This is a genomic window from Streptomyces clavifer, assembly GCF_036345975.1.
Classification (GTDB): Bacteria; Actinomycetota; Actinomycetes; order Streptomycetales; family Streptomycetaceae; genus Streptomyces; species Streptomyces clavifer.
In genome coordinates this window covers 3730072-3755069 of record NZ_CP107793.1, presented here as the reverse complement: position 1 = coordinate 3755069, position 24998 = coordinate 3730072, and the positions used below count along the sequence as shown (strand labels likewise).

The 24998-nt window shown below is 69.6% G+C and carries 24 protein-coding genes and 1 tRNA gene; 10 read left to right on the top strand and 15 right to left on the bottom strand.

Annotated features, from left to right (window positions below):
* Positions 1–177 precede the first annotated feature (177 nt).
* The 6 genes from pknB to OG927_RS16130 form a co-directional block, all read right to left on the bottom strand.
* Positions 178–2154, bottom strand: a complete 1977-nt coding sequence (pknB, locus tag OG927_RS16155; protein ID WP_056793185.1) for a Stk1 family PASTA domain-containing Ser/Thr kinase — start codon at positions 2152–2154, stop codon at positions 178–180.
* Positions 2155–2322: 168 nt separating this feature from the next.
* Entirely contained in the window at positions 2323–3780 is a 1458-nt protein-coding gene (locus OG927_RS16150) for a peptidoglycan D,D-transpeptidase FtsI family protein (RefSeq protein WP_056793186.1), read from the bottom strand.
* A complete protein-coding gene (locus OG927_RS16145) occupies positions 3777–5177 on the bottom strand; it encodes an FtsW/RodA/SpoVE family cell cycle protein (RefSeq protein ID WP_056793187.1) in 1401 nt (466 codons plus the stop codon). Before OG927_RS16145 ends, OG927_RS16150 begins: the two co-directional genes overlap by 4 nt.
* Positions 5178–5200: 23 nt before the next feature.
* A complete protein-coding gene (locus tag OG927_RS16140) occupies positions 5201–6691 on the bottom strand; it encodes a Stp1/IreP family PP2C-type Ser/Thr phosphatase (RefSeq protein ID WP_056793577.1) in 1491 nt (496 codons plus the stop codon).
* Between the two features lie 129 nt (positions 6692–6820).
* Positions 6821–7336 (bottom strand): FHA domain-containing protein FhaB/FipA, encoded by a 516-nt coding sequence (locus OG927_RS16135; RefSeq protein WP_056793188.1) that lies wholly within the window; start codon positions 7334–7336, stop codon positions 6821–6823.
* A gap of 10 nt (positions 7337–7346) precedes the next feature.
* Positions 7347–8207 (bottom strand): FhaA domain-containing protein, encoded by an 861-nt coding sequence (locus tag OG927_RS16130; RefSeq protein WP_056793189.1) that lies wholly within the window; start codon positions 8205–8207, stop codon positions 7347–7349.
* A gap of 315 nt (positions 8208–8522) precedes the next feature.
* Between OG927_RS16130 and OG927_RS16125 the strand changes: the two genes are divergently transcribed.
* Positions 8523–8605 (top strand) — tRNA-Leu (locus OG927_RS16125).
* A 428-nt stretch (positions 8606–9033) separates the two neighbouring features.
* On the opposite strand, the gene OG927_RS16120 is transcribed toward OG927_RS16125, so the two are convergent.
* Entirely contained in the window at positions 9034–9645 is a 612-nt protein-coding gene (locus OG927_RS16120) for an FMN-dependent NADH-azoreductase (protein ID WP_056793190.1), read from the bottom strand.
* 151 nt (positions 9646–9796) lie between these two features.
* Here OG927_RS16120 and OG927_RS16115 point away from each other — a divergent pair, with 151 nt between their 5' ends.
* Positions 9797–10141: a winged helix-turn-helix transcriptional regulator gene (locus OG927_RS16115; protein WP_079099593.1), complete on the top strand. Its 345-nt coding sequence runs from the start codon at positions 9797–9799 to the stop codon at positions 10139–10141.
* Between the two features lie 39 nt (positions 10142–10180).
* On the opposite strand, the gene OG927_RS16110 is transcribed toward OG927_RS16115, so the two are convergent.
* Positions 10181–10633 carry a MarR family winged helix-turn-helix transcriptional regulator gene (locus tag OG927_RS16110; protein ID WP_056793192.1) on the bottom strand — a complete coding sequence of 151 codons (453 nt, stop codon included), beginning with the start codon at positions 10631–10633 and terminating at the stop codon, positions 10181–10183.
* Positions 10634–10714: 81 nt separating this feature from the next.
* Between OG927_RS16110 and OG927_RS16105 the strand changes: the two genes are divergently transcribed.
* From OG927_RS16105 to OG927_RS16090, 4 genes are all read left to right on the top strand, one after another.
* Positions 10715–11911: an ABC-2 transporter permease gene (locus tag OG927_RS16105; RefSeq protein ID WP_056793193.1), complete on the top strand. Its 1197-nt coding sequence runs from the start codon at positions 10715–10717 to the stop codon at positions 11909–11911.
* Between the two features lie 193 nt (positions 11912–12104).
* Positions 12105–13559, top strand: coding sequence for a DUF2252 domain-containing protein (locus OG927_RS16100; RefSeq protein WP_079099592.1), 1455 nt, complete (start codon positions 12105–12107; stop codon positions 13557–13559).
* A gap of 58 nt (positions 13560–13617) precedes the next feature.
* Positions 13618–14622, top strand: coding sequence for a J domain-containing protein (locus OG927_RS16095; RefSeq protein WP_056793194.1), 1005 nt, complete (start codon positions 13618–13620; stop codon positions 14620–14622).
* A gap of 46 nt (positions 14623–14668) precedes the next feature.
* On the top strand, positions 14669–15013 hold the full coding sequence (locus tag OG927_RS16090; protein WP_056793195.1) for a rhodanese-like domain-containing protein: 345 nt from the start codon (positions 14669–14671) through the stop codon (positions 15011–15013).
* Positions 15014–15187: 174 nt separating this feature from the next.
* On the opposite strand, the gene OG927_RS16085 is transcribed toward OG927_RS16090, so the two are convergent.
* Genes OG927_RS16085 through paaA form a run of 5 tightly spaced genes read right to left on the bottom strand, consistent with a single transcriptional unit; the run spans position 15188 to position 18757 of the window.
* Positions 15188–16249: a 2Fe-2S iron-sulfur cluster-binding protein gene (locus OG927_RS16085; RefSeq protein ID WP_330320362.1), complete on the bottom strand. Its 1062-nt coding sequence runs from the start codon at positions 16247–16249 to the stop codon at positions 15188–15190.
* The gene (gene paaD / locus OG927_RS16080; protein ID WP_056793197.1) at positions 16250–16747 is read right to left on the bottom strand and encodes a 1,2-phenylacetyl-CoA epoxidase subunit PaaD; all 498 of its coding nucleotides are present in this window, start codon (positions 16745–16747) and stop codon (positions 16250–16252) included.
* Entirely contained in the window at positions 16741–17442 is a 702-nt protein-coding gene (gene paaC, locus OG927_RS16075) for a 1,2-phenylacetyl-CoA epoxidase subunit PaaC (RefSeq protein WP_330320361.1), read from the bottom strand. Before paaC ends, paaD begins: the two co-directional genes overlap by 7 nt.
* On the bottom strand, positions 17439–17729 hold the full coding sequence (gene paaB, locus OG927_RS16070) for a 1,2-phenylacetyl-CoA epoxidase subunit PaaB (protein ID WP_031090474.1): 291 nt from the start codon (positions 17727–17729) through the stop codon (positions 17439–17441). The genes paaC and paaB overlap by 4 nt, the downstream gene beginning before the upstream one ends.
* Positions 17726–18757, bottom strand: a complete 1032-nt coding sequence (gene paaA / locus OG927_RS16065) for a 1,2-phenylacetyl-CoA epoxidase subunit PaaA (protein ID WP_056793200.1) — start codon at positions 18755–18757, stop codon at positions 17726–17728. Before paaA ends, paaB begins: the two co-directional genes overlap by 4 nt.
* A gap of 115 nt (positions 18758–18872) precedes the next feature.
* Between paaA and OG927_RS16060 the strand changes: the two genes are divergently transcribed.
* From OG927_RS16060 to OG927_RS16050, 3 genes are read left to right on the top strand one after another with little or no spacing between them, the layout of a single operon-like run.
* On the top strand, positions 18873–19802 hold the full coding sequence (locus tag OG927_RS16060) for a DUF5819 family protein (protein ID WP_330320360.1): 930 nt from the start codon (positions 18873–18875) through the stop codon (positions 19800–19802).
* Positions 19799–21076 carry an HTTM domain-containing protein gene (locus OG927_RS16055; RefSeq protein WP_056793201.1) on the top strand — a complete coding sequence of 426 codons (1278 nt, stop codon included), beginning with the start codon at positions 19799–19801 and terminating at the stop codon, positions 21074–21076. Before OG927_RS16060 ends, OG927_RS16055 begins: the two co-directional genes overlap by 4 nt.
* Positions 21073–21801, top strand: a complete 729-nt coding sequence (locus OG927_RS16050) for a TrmH family RNA methyltransferase (protein WP_330320359.1) — start codon at positions 21073–21075, stop codon at positions 21799–21801. The genes OG927_RS16055 and OG927_RS16050 overlap by 4 nt, the downstream gene beginning before the upstream one ends.
* A gap of 92 nt (positions 21802–21893) precedes the next feature.
* On the opposite strand, the gene paaN is transcribed toward OG927_RS16050, so the two are convergent.
* The gene (paaN, locus tag OG927_RS16045; protein WP_330320358.1) at positions 21894–23594 is read right to left on the bottom strand and encodes a phenylacetic acid degradation protein PaaN; all 1701 of its coding nucleotides are present in this window, start codon (positions 23592–23594) and stop codon (positions 21894–21896) included.
* Positions 23595–23717: 123 nt separating this feature from the next.
* Here paaN and OG927_RS16040 point away from each other — a divergent pair, with 123 nt between their 5' ends.
* Positions 23718–24311: a TetR/AcrR family transcriptional regulator gene (locus OG927_RS16040; RefSeq protein WP_330320357.1), complete on the top strand. Its 594-nt coding sequence runs from the start codon at positions 23718–23720 to the stop codon at positions 24309–24311.
* Between the two features lie 71 nt (positions 24312–24382).
* Here the strand turns inward: OG927_RS16040 and OG927_RS16035 are convergent, their stop codons facing one another.
* Positions 24383–24904, bottom strand: coding sequence for an Lrp/AsnC family transcriptional regulator (locus OG927_RS16035; protein ID WP_107103284.1), 522 nt, complete (start codon positions 24902–24904; stop codon positions 24383–24385).
* Positions 24905–24998 lie beyond the last annotated feature (94 nt).

The following is a 24998-nucleotide window of genomic DNA, read 5'->3' as shown; positions in this document are numbered from 1 at the left end:
GAAGCCGGTGGAGCCGCGCCGACCCGCCGGGTCACGGGGCGCCCGGCGGAGTCCGGCTGTTCGTGACGACCGTGGTCGGCCGCCGTTGCACGCGCCGGAGCGGGCCCGGAGCGAAGAAGGGCCCCGGTCACCTCATCTGAGGTGACCGGGGCCCTTCATCGTCGTGTGTCACGGAGGTCAGTCCGAGAAGCCGGACGGGCCTCCGAAGATGTTGCCGTCCCCGCCGCCCGGCAGGGTCTGGACGTTCACCGCGCTGTTCTTGTCGACCATCTGGCCCGCCTGCGGCTGGAAGCCGAGCACCCGCGCGTTGTCGTCCTTGGGACCCTGGACGTCGCCCAGCTGCAGACCGGCCTGAGCCAGTGCGGCCTTGGCCTCACCCAGCGTCTTGTTCTGCAGGTCCGGCACCGCCACCTGCTCCGGCTGAGCGGGGCCCTTGGAGACCTTGAGGACGATCTGGGCGTCCTTGGCCTGCTTGCTCGGCCCCGCCGGAGTCTGCCCGACGACCGTGTCCTTCGGCTGCTCCGAGTCGACGTCCTCGCGCTGGATGTTGGTGAATCCGATGCCCTTGAGCTGGGCCTCGGCCTCGGCGTAGGTGCGGTTGAGCACCGGCAGGTCCAGCAGGGCTTCCTTGGCCACCGTGATCGTGACCTCGGAGTCCCTCTCCGCCTTCTCACCCGGCCCCGGGTCCTGCTTGATGACGGTGTCCGGGGTCTTCTCGGACTCGGCGGTGGCGACCTTCACCGTGAAGCCCTTGTCCTCGAGCTCCTTGCGGGCCGTGTCCTCGGACTTCTCCAGGATGTTCGGGACCTCGACCTTGGGCGCGCCGGAGGAGACGACGACCGTGATCGTGTCGCCCGCCTTCATCGTGCCGTCCGCCGGGGTCTGGCTGCAGATCTTGTTCTCGGCCTGCTCCTCGCAGGGCTCCTTCGGACCGACCTTCAGGACGATCTCGGCGTTGTCCGCCACTCCCTGCGCCTGCTCCACCGTGGAGCCGACCATGTTCGGGACATCGAACTCACCGCTGCCACCGCCGTTGGAGCCGAAGACCGAACGGCCGATCAGGATCGCACCGATGAGCACCAGGACACCCGCGACGATCAGCAGGATCGTCGAGGTGTTGCTCTTCTTCTGGCGCCGGCGGCCCGGCCGCTCGTCGTAGCCGTACCCGCCGTCGTCCGGGTTGACCGGGGGCAGCATGGACGTCTGGGCACTGGCCGGGTCCGTCGGGCGCAGGGCCGTAGTGGGCTGGTCGTTGCCGTAGGCGTCGTAGCCGCCGTAGCCCGCCGCACCCATCGCCGCCGTGGCTGCGACCGGCTGGCCGTCGAGGCAGGCCTCGATGTCGGCGCGCATCTCGTCGGCCGACTGGTAGCGGTAGTCGGGGTCCTTGGTCAGCGCCTTCAACACGATCGCGTCCATCTCGGGCGTGATCTCGGGGTCGAAGTTGCTCGGCGGCTGCGGCTCCTCCCGTACGTGCTGGTAGGCGACCGCGACCGGTGAGTCCCCGACGAACGGAGGCCGGACCGCGAGCAGTTCGTAGAGCAGACAGCCGGTGGAGTAGAGGTCGGAGCGTGCGTCGACCTGTTCGCCCTTGGCCTGCTCCGGGGAGAGGTACTGGGCGGTGCCGATGACGGCCGCGGTCTGAGTCATCGTCATGCCGGAGTCGCCCATCGCGCGGGCGATGCCGAAGTCCATGACCTTGACCTGCCCGGTGCGCGTCAGCATGACGTTCGCCGGCTTGATGTCGCGGTGGACGATCTGGGCGCGGTGCGAGTACTCCAGCGCCTGGAGGATCCCGACCGTCATCTCCAGGATGCGCTCGGGCAGCAGCCTACGACCGGAGTGCAGCAGCTCTCTGAGCGTGGAGCCGTCGACGTACTCCATCACGATGTAGGGGATGGAGACACCGTCGACGTAGTCCTCGCCGGTGTCGTAGACGGCGACGATCGCGGGGTGGTTGAGCGAGGCGGCCGACTGGGCCTCACGGCGGAACCGGGCCTGGAAGGACGGGTCGCGGGCGAGATCGGCCCGCAGCGTCTTCACAGCTACGGTGCGGCCGAGCCGGGTGTCGTGCGCGAGGTAGACCTCGGCCATGCCACCACGGCCGAGCACCGAGCCCAGCTCGTACCGGCCGCCGAGGCGACGCGGCTCTTCCATAACTGATCCAGCCCTCTCCGTCAGTCCCGACCGCACCCGTGTGTGGTCCGGCGGTGCGCTGTTCGCGCATACGCTACCGGGCGCGCCCGACGTGATCGCCCCGCACCCGTCAGCTGATATCCGACCGGTATCCCAATGTGCTGGTGTGGACAGAAGTTGTGACGGTTGTCACTTCTTTCCGTCGAGTACCGCCTTCATCACATTCTTGGCGATCGGTGCGGCCAGGCCACCGCCGGAGATGTCGTCCCGGTTGGCGTTGCCGTCCTCCACGACCACGGCGACGGCGACCGGGGAGCCGCTGTCCGTCCTGGCGTACGAAATGAACCAGGCGTACGGCTTCTCGCTGTTGTTGAGGCCGTGCTGCGCGGTTCCGGTCTTGCCACCGACAGTGACGCCGTCGATCTGCGCGTTGGTTCCCGTGCCGTTCTCGACGACGGTCTCCATCATCTGCTGCACCTTCTGGGCGTTCTCACCCGAGAGCGGCCGGCTGAGCTGCTCCTTCTCGTGGGTGTAGATGACGTCCAGGTTCGGTGCCTGCCGCTGGGCGACCATGTAGGGCTGCATCAGCTTGCCGTCGTTGGCGATGGCGGCGGCCACCATGGCCATCTGGAGCGGGGTGGTCCGGTTGGACGCCTGCCCGATACCCGCCATGGCGTTCTGCGGCCGGTTGTCCTTGGGGTAGACGCTGGCGTCGGCGCGGACCGGGGTGAAGATCTCCTCGTTGAAGCCGAACTTGTCGGCCTGCTCGATCATCTTGTCGTTGCCGAGGTCGTCGCTCAGCTTGCCGAAGACGGTGTTGCAGGACCAGCGCAGGGCCTCACGGAGCGAGGCGTCCTTGCACGGGATGCTGCCCTCGTTCTGCAGCAGGTTGGTCGACTGCGGCAGCCGCCAGGGCAGCGGGGAGTCCGTCTTCGCGTCGATGTCGGTGTAGAGGCCGTTCTCCAGTGCGGCGGCGGCCGTGACGACCTTGAACGTCGAGCCGGGCGGGTAGGTCTCCCGCAGGGCCCGGTTCAGCATCGGCTTGTCCTTGTCGTTCAGGAGCTTCTGCCGGGCGTCCGAGTCCTTGAGCGAGTTCCCGGCGAAGACCGAGGGGTCGTACGAGGGGGTGCTGGCCAGTGCCAGGACGGCGCCGGTCTGCGGGTCGATCGCCGCGACCGCCCCCTTCTTGTCCCCCAGCCCTTCGAAGGCGGCCTTCTGCGCGGCGCCGTCGAGGGTGGTGACGATGTTCCCGCCGGTCTTCTTCTCGCCGGTGAACATCGACAGTGTCCGGTCGAAGAACAGCTGGTCGCTGTTGCCGGTGAGGATGCCGTCCTCGATGTTCTCCAGCTGGGAGGAGTCGAAGGCCTGCGAGGAGTAGCCGGTGACGGGAGCCCACATGGGGCCGTTCTTCCAGACGCGCTTGTACCTGAAGTCGCTGTCGGTGGTCTCGACCGAGCCGGTGACGGGCACGCCGTCGACGATGATGTCGCCGCGCTCGTGCGCGTAGCGCTCGATCTCGACCCGGCGGTTGTGCTCGTTGGAGTTGAGCTCGTCGGCGCGGACGTACTGCAGGTAGTTGGTGCGCACCAGCAGGGCCAGGACCAGGATGCCGCAGAACATCGCGATCCGACGGAGCGGCTTGTTCACGGCCGGACCACCTGGGTCATCTCGGCGTCCGTGGAGGGCGCGGGGGCCGGAGCGGGACGACGGGCGGTGTCGCTGATTCTGATCAGGATGCCGATCAGGGCCCAGTTGGCGATCACGGACGAACCGCCGGCCGCGAGGAACGGCATGGTCATACCGGTCAGCGGGATGAGGCCCATGACACCGCCGGCGACGACGAAGACCTGGATGGCGAAGGCGCCGGAGAGACCGATGGCGAGGAGCTTGCCGAAGGGGTCGCGGGCGGCGAGCGCGGTGCGGACACCGCGTTCGACGATCAGGCCGTACAGCATGAGGAACGCCATCATGCCCGCGAGGCCGAGCTCCTCGCCGACGGTGGCGAGGATGAAGTCGGTGTTGGCCGCGAACAGGATGAGGTCGGAGTTGCCCTGGCCGAGTCCGGATCCCAGTGTGCCTCCGGAGCCGAACGACATGAGGACCTGGGCCATCTGCTCACTGGCCTGGTGGGTGCCCCAGCCCGCGAAGGGGTCGAGCCACGCGGTCACACGGTCCTGTACGTGCGGTTCGAACGAGGCGACGCCCACCGCGCCGACGGCGGACATGACCAGGCCGAAGACGATCCAGCTGGTGCGCTCGGTGGCCACGTACAGCATGACGACGAACATGCCGAAGAACAGCAGCGAGGTACCGAGGTCCGTCTCGAAGACCAGGATGAGGATCGACACGGCCCAGATCGCCAGGATCGGTCCGAGGTCGCGGCCACGGGGAAGGTACATGCCCATGAAGCGGCGGCTGGCGAGCGCCAGTGCGTCGCGCTTGACCATCAGATAGCCGGAGAAGAACACAGCAATGATGATCTTGGCGAACTCTCCGGGCTGGAGAGATCCGACACCGGGGATGGTGATCCAGATCTTCGCACCGAACTGGGCCGGGAAGAACATGGGGAGGATCAGCAGGACCAGCGCCACGACCATGGAGATGTAGGTGTAGCGCTGGAGGATGCGGTGGTCCTTGAGTAGGAGCAGCACGCCGACGAAGAGCGCCACTCCGACTGCCGAGAAGACCAGCTGCTTCGAGGCGGCCGGAGCGAAGCTGGGCAGCCTGAGCAGACGTTCCGATTGGTCCAGACGCCAGATGAGCGCCAGGCCCAGCCCGTTCAGCAGGGTCGCCAGCGGGAGCAGCAGCGGGTCCGCGTGCGGTGCGAATCTCCGTACGGCGAGGTGCGCGATGCCGCCGAGCAGGGCGAGGCCGAGCCCGTATCCGAGCATGCCGGCAGGCAGTTCGCCGTTGAGGGCGAGGCCGACGTTGGCGTACGCGAACACCGAGATGAGAACGGCGAAGACAACCAGCGCCAGTTCGGTGTTGCGGCGGCTCGGCGCGTCGATCGCGCCGATGGTCGTGGTGTTGGTGACAACGCTCATGGTGCTGGAGGCCCCCTACGGCTTTACTGCTTACCGCACTGCGGGACCAGCTTCTTCTCTTCCTCCGAGAGGCTGGGGCCGGGAGTGGGAGTCGCGGTCGTCTTGGTCCCCTCGGCGGGGGAAGTGGCGGAAGTGCTGTCGGCGGTGTCGGGCTTCTTGCTCTGGTCCTCGGCGGCAGTGCTGTCCGCTTCGGCAGCCCGACGCTGGGCGTCCTTCTTGCAGGCGGAGGCCTGCGCTTCGAGCTCGCCGACCTTCTTGCGGGCATCAGTGAGGTTGCCCTCGGCGATCGTCGCCTCGACCTGCTTGCGCTGGTAGGGCGGGAGGTACTTCAGTTCGATCTCGGTGCTCTCTTCGACCTTCGAGAGCGAGACCCAGGCGAGGTCCTGGCTGATCCCGCGGTACAGCGCGACGTTCTCGTCCTTCGCGCCCACGTAGAACTGCGTCTGGGTCCAGCGGTAGCCGCCGTACACGCCACCGCCGATGACGGCCAGCGCCAGAACGATGTAGAACGACCGCTTCAGCCACCTCCGGCCGCCACGGGGTTTCACGAAGTCGTCATCGGCGTAGGAGTCGAAGGCGCCGTCGGGACCGGAGCCGTAACCCATGTCGTCGCCGCTGCCGGGCGGGCCGAAGCCTCCGGCGGGTGGCGGGACGGTGCGGCCGAGGCCGGCCGCGCGACCCGCGGGGGTCTCCATGGCTCCGCCGTCGCTCAGCTGGGCGGCCTGGTTCTCGGCGACGGCTCCGACGATGACCGGGGTGTCGGTGAGCTGCCCGGCCAGGGTGTCGTTGCTGTCGACGTCCAGGACGTCGGCGACGATGCAGGTGATGTTGTCGGGGCCGCCACCGCGCAGAGCGAGCTGGATGAGCTCCTGGATCGTCTCCTGCGGGCCCTGGTAGCTGGCCAGGGTCTCTTCCATCGTCTGGTGCGAGACGACGCCGGAGAGTCCGTCCGAGCAGATCAGGTAACGGTCGCCCGCCCGGACCTCACGGACGGAGAGGTCGGGTTCGACGTGGTCGCCGCTGCCCAGTGCCCGCATCAGCAGGGAGCGCTGCGGGTGGGTGGTGGCTTCCTCCTCGGTGATCCTGCCCTCGTCGACGAGGCGCTGCACCCAGGTGTGGTCCTGGGTGATCTGCGTCAGTACGCCGTCGCGGAGCAGGTAGGCGCGGGAGTCGCCGACGTGGACGAGGCCGAGGCGCTGTCCGGTCCAGAGCAGGGCGGTGAGCGTCGTGCCCATGCCCTCCAGCTGGGGGTCCTCCTCGACCATGACACGCAGTTGGTCGTTGGCCCGCTGGACCGCCGTGCCGAGCGCCGTGAGGATGTCGGAGCCGGGCACGTCGTCGTCGAGCTGGACGAGGGTCGAGATCACCTCGGAGCTGGCGACCTCGCCCGCCGCCTGACCGCCCATGCCGTCGGCGATGGCGAGAAGGCGGGGACCGGCGTAGCCGGAGTCCTCATTGCCTTCCCGGATCATGCCCTTGTGCGATCCGGCGGCGAAGCGCAGGGACAAGCTCATGCGCACCTCGCCCGTCGGCTCGGGGTACAGCCGGTCTCGAGCCACACTGCCCACCCTCCGGTCGGGAGCCGGGCGGGTTCCTTCGTCAGGACCGCCGCGGCTCGCTCGCTCCGCTCGCTCATTGTCGTACTACTTCCGCAGCTCGATGACGGTCTTGCCGATGCGGATCGGCGCGCCCAGCGGAACAGGGGTCGGGGTGGTGAGCCGGGTCCGGTCGAGATAGGTGCCGTTGGTGGACCCGAGATCCTCGACGATCCACTGGCCGTCACGATCGGGGTAGATCCTGGCATGCCTGCTGGACGCGTAGTCGTCGTCCAGCACGATCGTTGAGTCGTGCGCCCGGCCCAGGGTGATGGTCTGGCCCTGGAGGGCGACGGTGGTGCCGGTGAGCGTGCCTTCGGAGACGACCAGCTTTGTCGGTGCCCCGCGGCGCTGGCGCCCGGGCTGCTGGCGCTGCTGAGGCGGCGCTGCCTGCTGTTGGCGAGCCTGTTGGGGGCGCGTCTCGTTGGCAGTGCGGCGTGAGCCGCGCTGCGTGACGCGCGTTCCGAACAGGTCGCTGCGAATGACCTGTACGGCCACGATTACGAATAGCCACAGAACAGCCAGGAAACCTAGCCGCATGACCGTCAGGGTCAGCTCTGACATTGCCCCCGCTTCACCCTTCGGCTTGCCGGTAAACGATGGTGGTGCTGCCCACGACGATCCGCGAGCCGTCGCGGAGCGTAGCGCGGGTTGTGTGCTGCCCGTCCACCACGATGCCGTTGGTGGACCCTAGATCCTGGATCGTCGAGGGCGTTCCGGTCCGGATCTCACAGTGCCGGCGCGATACGCCGGGGTCGTCGATCCGCACGTCGGCGTCGGTGCTTCGTCCCATCACCAACGTCGGGCGGGAGATCTGATGGCGGTTGCCGTTGATCTCGATCCAGCGCCTCACCTGCGCGTCCGGCGCGGGGCCGGACGCCGCCGGGGGACGCCAGTCGCCCGCCGGGCCTCCAGGGCGCCCGGAGCCCGGCGGCGGGGCCGCGGGCATGGGCGGAGGGGAGGCCGGCGGGTAGCCGTAACCGCCCTGCCCCTGCGGGGCGGAGGGCCGGTTCGGGGCTGCGTGAGGAGCAGGGTCGCTCTGCTGTCCCTGCTGTGACGAACTCGATGCCAGGGTCCGGCTGCGTACCCGGTAGAGCCCCGTGTCGAGGTCGTCGGCCTTCTCCAGATGGACCTTGATCGGTCCCATGAAGGTGTACCGCTGCTGCTTGGCGTAGTCCCGTACGAGGCCCGACAGCTCGTCGCCGAGCTGACCCGAGTACGGGCTGAGGCGCTCGTAGTCGGGGGTGCTGAGCTCGACGATGAAGTCGTTGGGGACGACGGTCCGCTCGCGGTTCCAGATCGTTGCGTTGTTGTCGCACTCGCGCTGCAGGGCTCCGGCGATCTCGACCGGCTGCACCTCGGACTTGAAGACCTTGGCGAAGGTGCCGTTGACCAGACCTTCGAGACGCTGCTCGAAACGCTTCATGACTCCCATGGGGCACCTCCTCCGGTGTCGTCATCCCTGTACTGCTTGCTGATCGTATCCACGCGTCGGGAAATCGGCTGGTTCCCCTTGTCTGCACAGTGGACGAGTGTCACCTCTCACACGGATCGTAGAGGTGCTCTCCTGACAGTGTCCCGCACTCCGGGTGCACTCTGGAGGAGTGGGGGCGGGCTTCCCGCGTTCCCGGTTCCCCTCGTGGGTCGGGCGAAACAACGGATGTGAATCCACCCTGCCCAGCGTGCTAATCTTCCGTTTGTCGCCAGGCGATCGCACCACACGGTGTGAAGGTCTGAAAACACCACTCATGCGCGAGTGGCGGAACGGCAGACGCGCTGGCTTCAGGTGCCAGTGTCCTTAGGGACGTGGGGGTTCAAATCCCCCCTCGCGCACAACGGGCAGTTGCTTGCAACTGCCGGGTTGGTTCGACAGAACCCCCGCCCCGGAGAGATCCGGGGCGGGGGTTCTTCGTTGTGCGGGGACCGTCGGCGCAGAGGGGCCGTCGGTCCGAAGTGTGCCCCTGTTCGCCGGTCGGCCGTCTGTCGGGGCGGTGGAAGTGCCCCGTAGGTCAGTCGGCCTGCCTGGTCGTCCCGGGACTGTCGGGCGTTGTTGCCTGCCGTCGTGTGCCAGGGAGAGGATCCGGTCTGCCGGTCTGCCTGTGGGTGCGGCCCGCCTGTTTCACGTGAAACGTCTGGTCCGCGCCGTATCGGGTGGTTCGGGGGTCCGGGAACTGGGGCGCAGCGTCGGTCTCTCGCTGCGGCCCCGGTCTTCCCCCGCCTCCTCGCTCCGTCCGGACTCGTGGCCCGGGGATGTGCGTACGTCAGCCGGCGAGGCGCACGGCGAGTGACTTGGCCTTCTCCTCGGCGTCGGTGAACGCCTTGGCCCGGGAGGCATCCGCGAGCGGAATCAGCTCGGCCATCTCGGGCTTGGAGTGGGCCAGCGTCAACTCCGGGACGATGAAATCGACTTCGGCCCCCAGCATGCCCGTCAGTACCTTCTCCAGGTAGTTCTGGACGAACTCGAAGTCTTCGCGCGGGGTGCCGGGCGCGTACGAACCGCCGCGGCTGGCCACGACGGTGACGGATGTGCCGGCGACGGGGCTGTCGGGGCCGGCGTTGTGGCCCACGATGATCACTTGGTCCAGCCATGCCTTCAGCGTGGACGGGATGGAGAAGTTGTACATCGGTGCGCCGATCAGTACGGCGTCCGCCGAGGCCAGTTCGGCGGCCAGTTCTGCGCGCAGTGCGTCTTCGGCTCCGGCGACGACGGCCGAGGCGTCCAGGTGGGGCAGGGGTTCGGCGGCAAGGTCGCGGTAGACGACCTCTCCGTCGGGGTGCTGCTCGCGCCAGGCTTCGACGAACGCGGCGGTCACGTCGCGGGAAGCGGAGCCCTGGGGGAATACGGCGGAGTCGAGATGCAGAAGCGTGGCCATGGGGTTCTCCAATGAATCAGTAGGGGCGGTCCCGGGCTGCGTGTTCACGTCGCCGCTCCGCAGTGCACCACTCATGTTTCGTGCGTACCTATTGATAACACAGTCCCTTACTTTTCGTAAGCCCCTCACGTGGGCGCAGTACCCTGAGGGCATGGCGGATCACAGCGAGCAGGCCTGTCGGCGGGTGGATGTGGGTATCAGTCGCGTCTTCGAGCTGTTCGGGAAGCGCTGGACCGGCCCGATCGTCTCGGTACTGATGCGGCAGCCGGTGCACTTCGCGGATCTGCGGCGGGCGATTCCTGGCATCAGCGAGCGCATGCTCTCGGACCGGCTCTCCGAGCTGGGTACCGCCGGGCTCGTGGTGCGCGAGGTCGACGAGGGGCCCCCGCTGCGGGTCTCCTATCGCCTGACGGAGGCCGGTGCCGCCATGGGGCCGGCGCTCGAGGAGATGGGGCGGTGGGCGGACGTGTACCTGCGGGAGCCCGGAGGCTGCTGAACGGCCACGGGTAGGTCCGGCGGCGGAGCGGATGCCCCTCTATCGCGGATCGGTACCGTCGCCCGTCGCGTTGTAGCGCAACAGGTACTCCGCGAACCGGGCGAGGTCGTCCGCCGTCCACTCGCCGAGGCGTTCCCGGTAGGCGGCGCGGCGGCTGGCCTGGGTCGACGCCAGGGCCCGGACGCCGGCAGTCGTGGGATGCAGGACCTGGATGCGGTGGTCGTCGGGGTCCGGGTGGCGTTCGACCAGGCCGAGCTTCTCCAGGGTCGCGACCTGCCGGCTGACGGTCGACTTGTCCAGCATGTAGTGCGCGGCCAGATCTGTTGCGCGGCAACCCTGCCGGTGGTCGATGTGGGCGAGCAGTGTGTACGAGACCAGGGGCAGATCCGGGTGGAGTCGTGCCGCTGCTGCGCGTGCGCGGCGGGCGAAGGCGGTCAGTTCGCGCTGGATGACATCCAGCGACTCCTCGCGTTCCCGGGGGGCGCCTGCCACGGAATCACCTTTCTCGAAAGTTAGTTGTATGCTACAACGAATAGGGAGTTGTAAAAGCCAACTATTGGAGGGACCGGCCGCATGTCCGCAGGTCCGAATGGAGCGTCCGGCACCTCTGCCGGTGCGCTGCGTCATGTGCTCAGCCATCTCGTAACGCCGCTGCTGATGTGCGTCGGCATGGGACTCGCCTACCTGGGTGCCTTTCACGCCCCGGAGCCACACGACCTGAGGGTGGACGTCGTCGGCTCGGGGGCAAGCGCCCACGTGTTTGCGCAGACCTTGCAGGACAGGGGCGACGGTGCATTGAGTGTGCGTACGGTAGCCGACCGCGACACCGCGGTGAACCATCTGAGGACGCAGCAGAGCTTCGGCGCGTATCTGCCGGGAAAGACCCCCCGGCTGCTGGTCGCCACCGCCTCGTCGGACACCAGCGCCACAGTGGTCCAGAAGGTCTTCACCGACGTTGCCGCCGGTCAGGGAGCCCCCCTCGAGGTGACGGACGTGGCGCCGACGGCGGACGGGGATCCGACCGGCCAGGGGCTCTTCTTCCTGCTGGTGGCCGTCAGCATTGGGTCGTACGCGTCGGTCGCGGTGATCGGTGGTGCCGGCGCGGTGCTGGCACTGCGGCTCAGGGCCGCGCTGGCGTTCGGGGCCTCGCTCGTGGTCAGTGCGATCGGAGCGGCGTTCGCCGGACCGTTGTTCGGCCTTGTGGACCACGGGCTGGGCGGCCTCTGGGCCATGGCGTGGCTCTATTCGGCGGGAATCCTGCTGATCGGGGTCGGGCTGCACACCTTCCTCAAGCGGTGGACGACGCTCGGCGTGATGGTGCTGTTCGTCATGCTCAACTTCACGAGTTCCGGCGGTGTCTTCCGGCCCGAGCTCCAGCCCGGGTTCTTCGGATCCCTCCACGCCTTCTGGAACGGTGCGGGCTTCCTCGAAGGGGTGCGCAGCCACGTGTACTTCGGGGGCCATGGACTGGGTGACCATGTGCTGGTCCTGGTCGTCTGGTTCGCGGCGGGGCTGGCTGCCATGGGCGTGGCCGGCCTGGCCGAAGCGAGGTGGCGCCACGAGGCCGCGGGGCGCGGCCGTCCGGCCGCCTCACGGCTGACGGAGGCTCCGTCCGCTCCGGACCTCTCCGGCACGGAGAGTTCCGCGCCGGAGAGGTCCGCCCGGGAGAGTTCCGCTTCTGCGGGGGGCAGGCCCGGCTCGGAGGGGCCCGGTACCGGTTCGGTGAGGCCCGATGCCGAGGAGGAGATGGAGGAGACGGTCGGGGTGTGAACCGTCCTTCTGCCCGGTCGCGTCCCTTCCGGCTGTTCCGTTCTCAGATGGGGGTGCAGGGCTCGGGGAGTTGTCCACAGGCTGCTCCCCGGGGTTGTCCACAGGGGCAGACGGCTCTTGCGGGGCGGCGGTAACGTCATCCGCAATTGATGTTGGACACAGCGGATGAACAAGGCGGGGGAGGCGGCGCTCCATGAGCGGAGTCGATGCGACGGGGCCGGTACAGCGGACGGCAGCGGGAGACCTGCGCATTCCGGTTGTTCCCGGGTTCGCGCAGCGGGCCGGGCGGGGGTCCGGGGGGCCGGCAGCGGGGTCCCCGAAGGCGGCAGGAAAGGCGTTGCGGCACAAGGTGCCGCGGTCGTCGCACAGCTCGCTGGTCCTGCCCTCCGGCCGGCCCGACGCCGTGCAGGCGGTAGAGGAGTCCGGCGTCGGCCGGGTGCCCGGGCTGACACCGATGCGGGTGGGGCGGATGGCTGCGACCCCGTTCGCCTTTCTGCGCGGATCCGCGGGGCTGATGGCCCACGACCTGGTGGGAACGCCGGTCACGGGCGTGGGCGCGCAGCTCTGCGGTGACGCGCACGCGGCCAACTTCGGCCTGTACGGCGACGCGCGCGGAAATCTGGTCATCGATCTGAACGACTTCGACGAAACCGTCTTCGGTCCGTGGGAGTGGGACCTCAAGCGGCTCGCCACCTCGCTCGTCCTCGTGGGCCGCCTGGCCGGTGCGGACGAGGACACCTGCCGACAGGGCGCGTACGACACGGTGGGCGCGTACCGGCGCACGATGCGCCTGCTGGCAGGGCTGCCCGCACTGGACGCGTGGAACGCCATCGCGGACGAGGAGCTCGTCTCGTACACCGATGCGCGGGACCTGCTCGGGACGCTGGAGCGGGTGTCGGCGAAGGCCCGCAACAACACGAGTGCCCGGTTCGCCGCCAGGTCCACGGAGGAGTGCGAGGACGGCGGACGCCGTTTCGTCGACGCGCCGCCCGTGCTGCGCCGGGTGCCTGACGCCGAGGCCGCCGCGGTCGCGGCGGGGCTCGAGGGCTACCTCGGGACGATTTCCGAGGACCGGGTTCCGCTTCTGGCCCGTTACGCGATCCACGACGTGGCGTTCCGCGTGGTCGGTACGGGCAGCGTGGGGACCCGGTCGTACGTGGTGCTGCTGCTCGACCACCGTGGTGAGCCGCTGGTCCTGCAGGTGAAGGAAGCCCGTCCTTCGGCGCTCTCGCCGTATCTTCCCCGGGTCGGCTTCGATGCGCCGGAGGTGGTGCACGAGGGGCGCAGGGTGGTGCTCGGACAGAAGCGCATGCAGGTCGTCAGCGACATGCTGCTCGGATGGGCCGAGGTCGACGGCAGGCCGTACCAGGTGCGCCAGTTCAGGAACCGCAAGGGCAGCGTGGACCCCGCCGCTCTCTCGGCGGCCGAGGTGGACGACTACGGGCGGATGACCGGTGCGCTGCTGGCCCGGGCCCACGCGCACAGCGCCGACCCCCGGCTTCTCGCCGGCTACTGCGGGAAGAACGCCGAGCTGGACGACGCGGTTGCCGATTTCGCGGTGACGTACGCGGACCGGACCGAGGCGGACCACGCGGAGCTCGTACGGGCCGTCCGGGCCGGGCGAATAGCCGCCGAGCTCGGCGTCTGACGGGCCTGGTGGCCACCGCGCGTCTCTCTGGTGGCGGCCGTGGCCATACGCTGGACGAGTGACCCACGAAGCCGCCGGGGTGCCGACCACCCGGAACGACGAAGACCGGCAGGACCAGAGCCGGCAGGACGAGCCGCGGCATGCGTCGCCGGGCGATCTGCGGAGCGGTCCGCACGATGCGCCGCAGGCTGATGCCTCCACCGGTGACGCCGCTGCCGGTGCAACCGCAGGCGGGCCTGCCGGTGCGGCCGACGGCGCGGCGGGTGGGCCTGCGGGTGAATCCGGCGCGCCCCGGCCCGAGGAGCGGCTGGCGCGGGCTGTCCGGGTGGCCGAGCAGGCGTTGATCGAGTTCGAGATCGCGGTGGAGACCTTCCGCGTGGAGGTCGAGAACTTCTCCCGGCTCCACCACCAGAAGCTCGGCCCGATGTACGCACGCCTCGACGAGCTCGATGCGCAGATCGCGGAGGCCCGGGCCGCGAGGACCGGTGATCCGGAGGATCTGCGCAAGGCGCAGGACGCCCGGGCGATGGTCATGCCGATGCCCGGGGTCGACGAGCTCTTCCACGACTGGATGGACTCCGACGGACTCTCGCCCGAGGCCGCGGCCATGCTGACGGAGCAGCCGGTCAGGCCGCCCAAGCGGGTCAGGCCGAGTGAGGAGGCGCGCAAGCTCTACCGGGAGCTGGCCCGCAAGGCTCACCCGGACCTCGCGCCGGACGAGAAGGAGCGGACACGGCGGGACGAGTTCATCGCCCGGGTGAACGCGGCCTACGGACGGGGTGACGTGGCCCTGCTGAAGGAACTGGCGGGGGAGTGGGCGGCAGGGCCGGTGGCGCCGGAGCTGCAGCTGAGCGAGAGCGAGGAGCTCTACACCAGGCTGGAATGGCTCAGCCGCCGCAAGGAGCTGCTCACCGTCCTCGCCAAGGAGCTGGAGGAGAGCGCGATCGGCTCGATGCTGCGGATGGCACCTGACGACCCCGACCTGCTGCTGGACGACATCGGCGAGAAGCTTCTGGCCGAGGTGTCCCAGCGGGAGGACGAGCTGGCGGGCCTGGTGCAGTAGCGTTTCCGGTGACCGTGGCGCGTACGTACGAGAGAAGGCATGACCCATGAATTTCGCTCCGCTTCCCTCGGTGGATGTCGCGGCCGTGCCGTCGGACGGCTTCGTGCTGGACGTGCGGGAGGCCGACGAATGGGCAGCCGGACATGTCGATGGTGCGCTGCACATCCCCATGAGCGACTTCGTGGCCCGCTTCGGTGAGCTGACCGAGGCAGCCGAAGACGGCCGTCGTGTCCATGTGATGTGCCGGGTCGGCGGCCGGTCGGCCCAGGTCACCCAGTATCTGGTGCAGCAGGGCATCGACGCCGTGAACATCGACGGCGGGATGCTCGCCTGGGACGGCGCAGGGCGCCCGATGGTCGCGGACAACGGGAACCCGGCTTTCGTTCTCTGAGCATCACGCTCCGAGTGCTCCGGCAGGCGTGGCAGGGGCCGCTGTCCGGCAGGTCCGCCGGTGACAGGCAGCGCCAGCGGCCGTGACACAGCAGCCCCGCGCCGAGCCGGTGCGGGGCTGCTGGGCTGTGCGGCGCGGGGCAGGAAGCGGCCGGACCGTTCGCGGTGGGCCTCTTCAGCGGTCGAAGTCGAGCTCCACGTCCGGGGTGACGGGGTGCGACTGGCAGGCGAGTACGAACCCTGCCCCGGTCTCCTCCGGTTCCAGTGCGAAATTGCGGTCCATCCTCACCTCGCCCGAGACGAGGAACGCACGGCAGGTCCCGCACACACCTCCCTTACAGGCGTAGGGGGCGTCCGAGCGGCTCCGCAGCACCGTCTCCAGCAGCGACTCGCCGCTTTGGACCGGCCAGCTGCCCGAGCGGCCGTCGAGCGTCGCCGTGAGGGTGCTCTGCGCCGGTGCGCCGGTCAGGGCGGGCGGGGGCGTATCCGTCCCTTCGTCGGCCACGTGGAAGATCTCCTGGTGGATGCGCGACCGGTCGACCCCCAGTGCCCGCAGGGCGTCTTCCGCTCCCTTGACCAGACCGAAGGGTCCGCACAGGAACCAGCCGTCCACATCGGGCACGGGGAGGAGCGCGGGGAGCAGCCCGGTGAGTCGCTCGCGGTCCAGCCGGCCGGACGGAAGCCCGGCAGCCTGCTCCTCCCTGGACAGGGCGGTCACCAGCTGGAAGCGGTCCGGGTAGCGGTCCTTCAGGTCGGCCACCTCGTCGAGGAACATGGTCGATGCCGCGGTCCGGTCACTGCGGACCAGACAGAAGCGCGCCAGGGACTCACGGGCCAGGAGCGTGGCCGCGATCGACAGGACCGGAGTGATGCCGCTGCCGCCGACGACCGCCGCGAAGAGGCCTGGGCGCGGGGCTAGGACGAAGCGGCCCATGGGGGCCATCGCCTCCACCCGATCTCCGACCGCCAGCTCCTTGAGTGCGTACGTGGAGAAGGCGCCGCCGTCGACCAGGCGGATGCCCACACGCAGCACGGGATCGCCCGGCCCTTCGGTGGCCGGTGCGCAGATCGAGTACGACCGGCGGATCTCCTCACCCCCGACGGTGTAGCGCACGTTCAGGTGCTGGCCGGGTGTGTGCCGGAAGGTCTCGCGCAGCTCGGGCGGCACGGCGAAGGTGACGGCCACCGCATCGTCCGTGATCCGTTCGATCGCGCTGACCCGGAGCGGATGGAACATCTACAACTCCTTGAAGTGGTCGAACGGCTCCCGGCAGTCCACACAGCGACGCAACGCCTTGCACGCCGTGGAGGAGAACCGGCTCAGCAGCTCCGTGTCGGTCGAGCCGCAGTGCGGGCAGCGCACCGAGAGCGTCAGCGGTACCGGGCCGCCGGGCCCGCCACTGTGCCGTGGCGGTGCTATCCCGAACTCTGCGAGCTTGCGCCGCCCTTCGTCGCTGATGTCGTCCGTCGACCAGGCCGGCGCGAGCACCGTGACCACGGAGACCTCCGCCACGCCGTGCTCGTGCAGTACCCGCTCGATGTCGGCGGACATGGCCTCGATCGCGGGGCAGCCGGTGTACGTAGGTGTGAGCTGCACGGTGACTTTGTCCGGGCCGTGCACCCGCACACCGCGGAGCACACCGAGCTCGTCCAGGGTGAGGACGGGGAGCTCCGGGTCGGGCACGGAGCCCGCCAGCCGGTGGAGCTCCGCCTCCAGCAGGGTTTCGGTCACCATGACGCCCCCGGGTGGCTGCGGTGCAGATGCTGCATCTCGGCCAGCATCTTGCCGAACGGCTCGGTGTGCAGGCCCTGACGGCCCGCCCCCGCCGCCCAGGCCCCGGACTGCGGGCCTGAGGGGGGCGTCAGGGTGGCCCGCTCGACGACGGAGGTGACGGCTGCCAGCCAGCCGTCGCGCAGCGCCTGCCAGTCGACGTCGACGCCCTCGACGGGCTCGAAGAGCTCGCCGGTGAAACGCCACAGCCCGTCCAGACCGCGCTGCATCCGCTCGTGGCTCTCCGCGGTGCCGTCGCCGAGCCGCAGGACCCACTGCTCCGCGTGGTCACGGTGGTACGTGACCTCCTTGACCGCCTTGGCCGCGAGATCCGCGAACTCACCCTCGCCGGCTGCCAGCCGCTCGTACAGCAGGTGCTGGTAGACGGAGAAGTAGAGCTGGCGGGCGATGGTGTGGGCGAAGTCGCCGTTCGGCTGCTCCACGAGCTGGAGGTTGCGGAAGGAGCGCTCCTCCCTGAGGAAGGCCAGCTCGTCCTCGTCCCCGACGAACGAGAGCAGCATCCTGGCCTGCCCCAGCAGGTCCAGGGCGATATTGGCGAGGGCCACCTCCTCCTCCAGCACGGGGGCGTGACCCGCCCACTCCCCCAGCCGGTGCGACAGCACCAGCGCGTCGTCCCCGAGGGCGAGCGCCGCGCTCACAGGTGCTTCACCCCTTCCGGGATCTCGTAGAAGGTGGGGTGGCGGTAGGGCTTGTCCCCGGCGGGCTCGAAGAACGAGTCCTTCTCGTCCGGCGAGGAAGCGGTGATCTCCGTGGACGGGACCACCCAGAGGGAGACGCCCTCGGACCGGCGCGTGTAGAGATCGCGTGCGTTGCGCAGGGCCATCTCGGCGTCCGGTGCGTGCAGGCTGCCCGCGTGGGTGTGCGACAGCCCGCGCCGTGAGCGCACGAACACCTCCCACAGCGGCCAGTCGGTCGAGCTGCTCATGCGGTCGCCTCCACGGGATGTGCGGTCGCCCCGGACGCACCGGGCCGTGCCGTGTGCTTCTCTGCGTAGGCCGCCGCCGCGTCGCGCACCCAGGCGCCCTCTTCATGGGCTGCGCGCCGCTGAGCGAGACGCTGTTCGTTGCATGGGCCGTTGCCCTTGAGGACCTCCTGGAACTCCGTCCAGTCGATCGCTCCGTAGTCGTGCTGTCCGAGCTCCTCGTTCCACCGGATGTCGGGGTCCGGGAGGGTGAGGCCCAGCGCCTGGGCCTGCGGCACGCAGATGTCGACGAAACGCCTGCGCAGCTCGTCGTTCGAGTGCCGCTTGATCTTCCAGGCCATCGACTGGGCCGAGTGTGCCGAAGCGTCGTCGGGCGGGCCGAACATCATCAGCGAGGGCCACCACCAGCGGTTCACCGCGTCCTGCGCCATCTCGTGCTGTGCGGCGGTCCCCCGGCTGAGGGCGAGCAGCAGCTCGTACCCCTGTCGCTGGTGGAAGGACTCCTCCTTGCAGATCCGGACCATCGCCCGGGCGTACGGGCCGTACGAGCAGCGGCACAGGGGGACCTGGTTGGTGATCGCGGCGCCGTCCACCAGCCAGCCGATCGCACCGACGTCCGCCCAGGTCAGCGTCGGGTAGTTGAAGATGGACGAGTAGCGCTGCCTGCCCGCGTGCAGCTTGTCGAGCATCTCCTCGCGGCTGGTACCCAGCGTCTCGGCGGCGCTGTACAGATACAGGCCGTGTCCTGCCTCGTCCTGCACCTTCGCCATCAGGATCGCCTTGCGGCGCAGCGAGGGTGCCCGCGTGATCCAGTTGGCCTCGGGCTGCATTCCGATGATCTCGGAGTGGGCGTGCTGGGCCATCTGACGGACCAGTGAGGCCCGGTACGCGTCGGGCATCCAGTCCCGCGGCTCGATCCGGTCGTCGGCGGCCACGGCGGCGTCGAACGCCGCCGTGAGCGCCGCGGCCGCGGCCTCGTCCACCGTGCCCGCTGTCCCCTGCGTCCTCTGGTCCGCAGTCACTGCCGCCATCCCGGGCTCCCTACCGACCGATCGTTCGGTTCCTTGACTTCAATGGTGAGTCGGAGGCCCGTAGGGTGTCAACCCTGTGGATAACTGAGTGGTGATCGACGGTGATCGGGGCGGGATGGATTCGGACCACGGTGGGCGCGCCGGAAGCGAGAAGAAGGCCGCCTGGCCGGAGGTGACCAGTCACCCCGCCGCAGGTCCGGACGGTGGACCGGGCACCAGCGCCCCGTCGGCGGAAGGCGGGGACGGCCGGGCGGACGCCGACGCCGTACCCCCCGGGATACCGGGCTCGGCGTCGGGCCGCGACACGCCTTCCGACGCACCGGCGGACGATCCGGCCTCGGGCGCCGGTGCCGGGCCCGCCGTGCACCGCGCGGGCGGTGGGATAGCCGCGCTCTCGCTTCCCTACCAGATCACCGCAGCACTGGCGCTGTCCGTCATGGGCCTCCTGGCCTGTGGACACCTGGCCATGGTCTTTCTGCACGTCGCCCCGTCCAACACGCTGACGAAGCAGCACGGCGAAGTGGTCGACGACTGGATCTATCCGGAGTTCGAGCAGAACTGGAAGCTGTTCGCCCCCAATCCGCTCCAGCAGAACATCTACGTGCACGTACGGGCCGAGGTGGCCGGTGCCGACGGCCGCACCACCACGCGCTGGATGAGCCTGACGCACGAGGACGGCGAGGCGATACGCGGCAACCCCCTGCCCAGCCACGTCCACCAGAACGAGCTGCGGCGCGCCTGGGACTTCTACACCGGTTCGCACACCGACGAGAACCGCGCCAACGGCCTCCGCGGCGAACTGTCCGAGCGCTACATCCGCCGGATCGTGATGCTGCGCCTGTCCGATCACGACTACGGCGGCACCGTGGAGCGCATCCAGGTGCGGTCCTCCGTGCGATCCGTCGGTGCCCCGCCCTGGAGTAACGAGAAGATCAACACCAAGCCGAACTACCGGGTCCTCCCGTGGTGGACCGTCACATCGGCCGATCTCCCCGCCCAGGCCGGGGAAGACCAGGCTTCACGCGGTGAGGAGGCGGAGAAGTGAGCGCCCCCGTCCAGGACCGCGGCACCACCGGGGACAGCCCGTCCCCGTCCTCAGCGGCCCGCGCCGTCCAGCGCGTGACTGCCGTGCCCCTCGGCACCTACCAGAGCGCTGTCGTCCGGATCGGCGTCTCGGCCACGTATCTGTTGTTCCTGCTGCGCGAGCTGCCGCACAGGCGTGAGCTGTACGGCCCCGACGGCCCCTGGCAGTGGGACATGGCTCGTCGGCTGATCAGCAACAACGACTCCTTCACGGTTCTCATGTGGTCGCAGAGCGCGATCTGGTTCGAGATCGTGTACGCGCTCACCCTGGTGTCGGCCGCGCTGCTCATGGTCGGCTGGCGGACCCGTGCGACGTCCGTCCTGTTCATGACCGGGGTGCTCTCGCTCCAAAACCGCAGCATCTTCATGGGTGACGGCGGTGACAACGTCATCCACCTGCTGGCGATCTACCTGGTGCTGACGCGCTGTGCGCGGGTGTGGTCCCTGGACGCACGCCGAGCCGCACGGAACGCGGCGCGACTCGCGGCCGACAGCCGGCCCGCACGGGACGTCGCCGGCCCCGCCCTGTGGGCCGTGCTCGGCCTGGTGCTGGTCCCGGCCACCGTGCTGGGCGGGCTCGGTGGTACCTGGTGGCTGCCGTCCCTCCTGTGGGTGCTGTGGCTGGGCAATGGCGCGTGGTGGGCCCTGAACCGTCGCGCCCCCGACCATGAACTGCGCACCCTGCTCGATGTCCTGGCCAACCTCGCCCACAACGCCGGCCTCGTCGTGATCATGGCTGAGGTCTGCCTGATCTACGCGACCGCCGGCTGGTACAAGATCCAGGGCTCCCGCTGGCAGGACGGCACCGCGCTCTACTACCCGCTCAAACTGGACTACTTCACCCCGTGGCCCGGCCTCTCCGGGCTTCTCGCCTCCAGTGCGCTCGCGGTCATGGTGCTGACGTATGCCACGGTCATCGTGCAGGTCGCCTTCCCGTTCACGCTGTTCAACCGTCGGGTCAAGAACGTCCTGCTGGTCGTCATGATCGGCGAGCACGCCGGGATCGCCGTGCTGCTCGGACTGCCGTTCTTCTCGATGGCGATGATCGCCGCCGATGCGGTCTTCCTGCCGACGGTCTTCCTGGTGTGGCTGGGCGGCAAGGTGGCGCTCGGCCGGCAGCGGCTCTCCTCCCGTCGTCGGGGCAAGGCCGTGGTGCCGGGGCCGCGCCGGGCGGACGCGGACGAACAGGAGGCGGCGCGGACCGGTGCCGGCGGTGGCCATACGCTCGTCGGGTGACCAGCGAGACCGGCAGTACAGAAGAGCCCCGGGCGACCGAAGGGCCCGGGGCGGCGGCGACGCCCGATTCCCCGGCGGATCCCATGCAGTACGACGACGGGTACGGCAACGAGATCGGTGTCGGGCCGCACCCGGCGCCCTGGCCCGAGGGGGAGCGCTACGACCCCGAGCTGCTCGCCCAGGGCGACCGGCGCAACGTGGGCGACGCCTACCGGTACTGGACGCGGGAGGCGATCGTCGCCGATCTCGACCTGCGGCGGCACGACTTCCACGTGGCGGTGGAGAACTGGAGCCACGACTTCAACATCGGGTCGGTCGTACGTACGGCCAACGCCTTCCTCGCCAAGGAGATCCACATCGTGGGGCGGCGTCGCTGGAACCGGCGGGGGGCGATGGTCACCGACCGCTACCAGCATGTGCGGCACCACCCCGACACGGCGGACCTGACCGCCTGGGCGGAGGCGGAAGGGCTGCCGATCATCGGCATCGACAACCTTCCCGGTGCTGTCCCGCTGGAGCGGACGGAGCTGCCGCGGCGGTGTGTGCTGCTGTTCGGGCAGGAGGGGCCCGGCCTGACGGACGGAGCGCGCGCGCACGCCTCGATGGTCTGCTCGATCGCGCAGTTCGGTTCGACGCGGTCGATCAACGCCGGTGCCGCGGCGGCCATCGCGATGCACGCCTGGGTGCAGCGGTACGCGGACATCCCGGACCCGCGGGGCGGGTGACCGGCGGACCGGTGGAGCGGATCCCGCTCCACGGTCCGCCGGTGGTGGTCCGGTGGGGCGGCGGACCACCACCGCCCGGTCCGCCCGGTGCTCTAGGCCTGGCGGCGGACCTCCACCACCCGGAAGCGGTTGGACACGAAGGCTCCGTCGCACAGCGCCGCGTTGGCTGCCGGGTTGCCGCCCGAACCGTGGAAGTCGGAGAACGCCGCCGTCTGGTTCACGAAGACCCCGCCCGTGAGGTTGAGCGAGAGCTGGGCCGACTCGTCGAAGCAGACGGTTTCCAGGGCCTGCTCCACCTCCGCCGACGTGGTGTACGCGCCGACGGTCATCGCCCCCTTCTCCCGGATCGTGCGGCGGAGCAGGTCCAGCGCGTCACTGGTCGTATCGACGGCGACCGCGAACGAGACCGGGCCGAAGCACTCCGAGAGGTAGGCCGCCCCGTCATCGGGCTTCGTGCCGTCGAGCTTCACGATGACCGGCGTACGCACCACCGCGTCGGCGAAGTCGGGGTTGGCCACCGCACGCGAGGCGAGCGCGACGTCTCCCAGGTCCGCTGCCGCTTCCAGGCGGGCCTTCACGTCCGGGTTCACCAGGGCGCCGAGCAGTCCGTTGGCCCGGGCGTCGTCGCCCAGCAGTGCGTTGACGGCCTCGGCGATGTCCGCCACCACGTCCTCGTAGGACTTGGTGCCCGCCTCGGTCGTGATGCCGCCGCGGGGGATGAGCAGATTCTGCGGGGTGGTGCACATCTGGCCGCTGTAGAGGGAGAGCGAGAAGGCCAGGTTGGAGAGCATGCCGCGGTAGTCGTCCGTGGAGTCGACGACGACGGTGTTGACGCCTGCCTTCTCCGTGTAGACCTGGGCCTGCCGGGCGTTGGCCTCCAGCCAGTCGCCGAAGGCGGTGGAGCCCGTGTAGTCGATGATCCTGATCTCGGGCCGTACCGCCAGGGTCTTGGCGATGCCCTCGCCGGGCCGCTCCGCCGCGAGCGCGACCAGATTCGGGTCGAAGCCCGCCTCGGACAGGACCTCGCGCGCCAGCCGGACCGTCAGGGCGAGCGGCAGGACCGCCCGGGGGTGCGGCTTGACCAGGACCGGATTGCCCGTCGCCAGAGAGGCGAAGAGGCCGGGGTAGCCGTTCCACGTGGGGAAGGTGTTGCAGCCGATCAGCAGAGAGATGCCCCGCCCGGCCGCCGTGTACGACTTGTGCAGCTGGAGCGGATCCCGCTTCCCCTGGGGCTTCGACCAGTCGACTGCCCCGGGCGTGCGCACCTGCTCCTCGTACGCGTACGCCACCGCCTCCATACCGCGGTCCTGGGCGTGCGGGCCGCCGGCCTGGAACGCCATCACGAAGGCCTGCCCGCTCGTGTGCATCACGGCGTGCGCCAGCTCGTGGGTGCGGGCGCTGATCCGGGCGAGGATCTCCAGGCAGACCAGGGCCCTGGTCTCCGGGCCCGCCGAGCGCCATGCGCCCATGCCGGCGCTCATCGCCGGGAGCAGGACGTCCAGCTCCGCGTGGGGGTACTCGACCCCGAGCTCGGGTCCGTACGGCGACACCTCCCCGCCGGTCCAGCCGTCGGTGCCGGGCTGGCCGAGGTCGAGCCGGGTGTGCAGCACGGCGTCGAACGCGGCCTTGCCCTCGGCCGCGCCCAGGCTGCCGGGGAGGCCGCCCTCGCCGTAGGCCTTGGGGTGCTCGGGGTGCGGCGACCAGTAGCCGCGCGTACGGATCGCTTCGAGGGCCTGGTCGAGCGTGCGGCGGTGGGTCTCGGACAGCTTCTCGGGGGAAAGCACGGCGGCCATGACGGACCAACTCCTCGTCGAGCCGGGCAGGGATGTGCGGACGGAGTTAGAGTAACCGAACGATCGGTCGGGACAAGGGGCCCCAAGGAACCTGTGGACAACTCATGGGGGAGGATCGCGGACATGACCACGCCCAAGCGGGACACGTACACCCCGGAGACCCTCCTCGCCGTCGCCGTCCGTGTCTTCAACGAGCGCGGTTACGACGGCACATCCATGGAGCACCTCTCCCGGGCGGCGGGCATCTCCAAGTCGTCCATCTACCACCACGTGGCGGGCAAGGAAGAACTGCTGAGGCGGGCGGTGAGCCGGGCGCTCGACGGGCTGTTCGGCATCCTCGACGAGCCGGGTGCGACGCAGGGGCGGGCCGTCGCGCAGGTCGAATACGTCACGCGCCGGACCGTCGAGGTGCTGATGGACGAGCTGCCGTACGTCACGCTGCTGCTGCGCGTGCGCGGCAACACGAAGACCGAGCGCTGGGCCCTGGAGCGGCGGCGCGAGTTCGACCAGCGGGTGTCCGAACTGCTCAAGGCCGCGGTGGCGGAGGGGGACCTTCGCGCCGACGTGGACATACGCATGGCCACCCGGTTGATCTTCGGGATGGTGAACTCCCTGGTCGAGTGGTACCGCCCGCAGCCCGGCGGATCCCCTGAGCGGGAGCAGCTGGCCGACACGGTCGTCCAGCTGGCGTTCGAGGGCATGAGGGCCAGCCGCTGAGCCCGGCACCGGGTGCCGGCTGAACCGTCCGTTCGCCCGGTGGGTGACCGGGCCCGTGCGTGCGTTCCGGCTCAGCCGAGCTCGGTCGGGCGGTCGGGGTGGGGGCCCGGATCGGTCTCCTCGAACACCAGCAGTGTGCGGGTCGAGAGCACCTCCGGTATGGCCTGGATCCTCGTCAGGACCAGCTCGCGCAGTGCCCGGTTGTCCGGGGTGTGGACCAGGAGCAGGACGTCGAAGTCCCCGCTGACCAGGGCGATGTGGGTGGCACCCGGCAGCGCCTGGAGCTCTTCGCGCACGGTGCGCCATGAATTCTGGACGATCTTCAGTGTGATGTAGGCGGAAGCCCCCTGTCCCGCCCGCTCGTGATTCACCCGTGCGCTGAAACCCCGGATCACGCCGTCCTCGACGAGCCGGTTGATCCGGGCGTACGCGTTCGCCCGGGAGACGTGGACGCGTTCGGCGACCGCCCTTATGGAGGCCCGGCCGTCCGTCTGCAGGATGCGGAGGATCGCCCGGTCGACGGAGTCCAGCGGTCGCGCGGGCGGAACCTGGCCCGGTTCCCCGCCCTTGTCGGCCATTCGTTCAGCTGCCATCTGCCGGTGCCTCCCTGTTGTGGACGACCTGTATCCATCCCAGGCTGTGGAGAACCGTTTGTCCACAGGCTGACCGCGCCTGTAGCCAAATTGC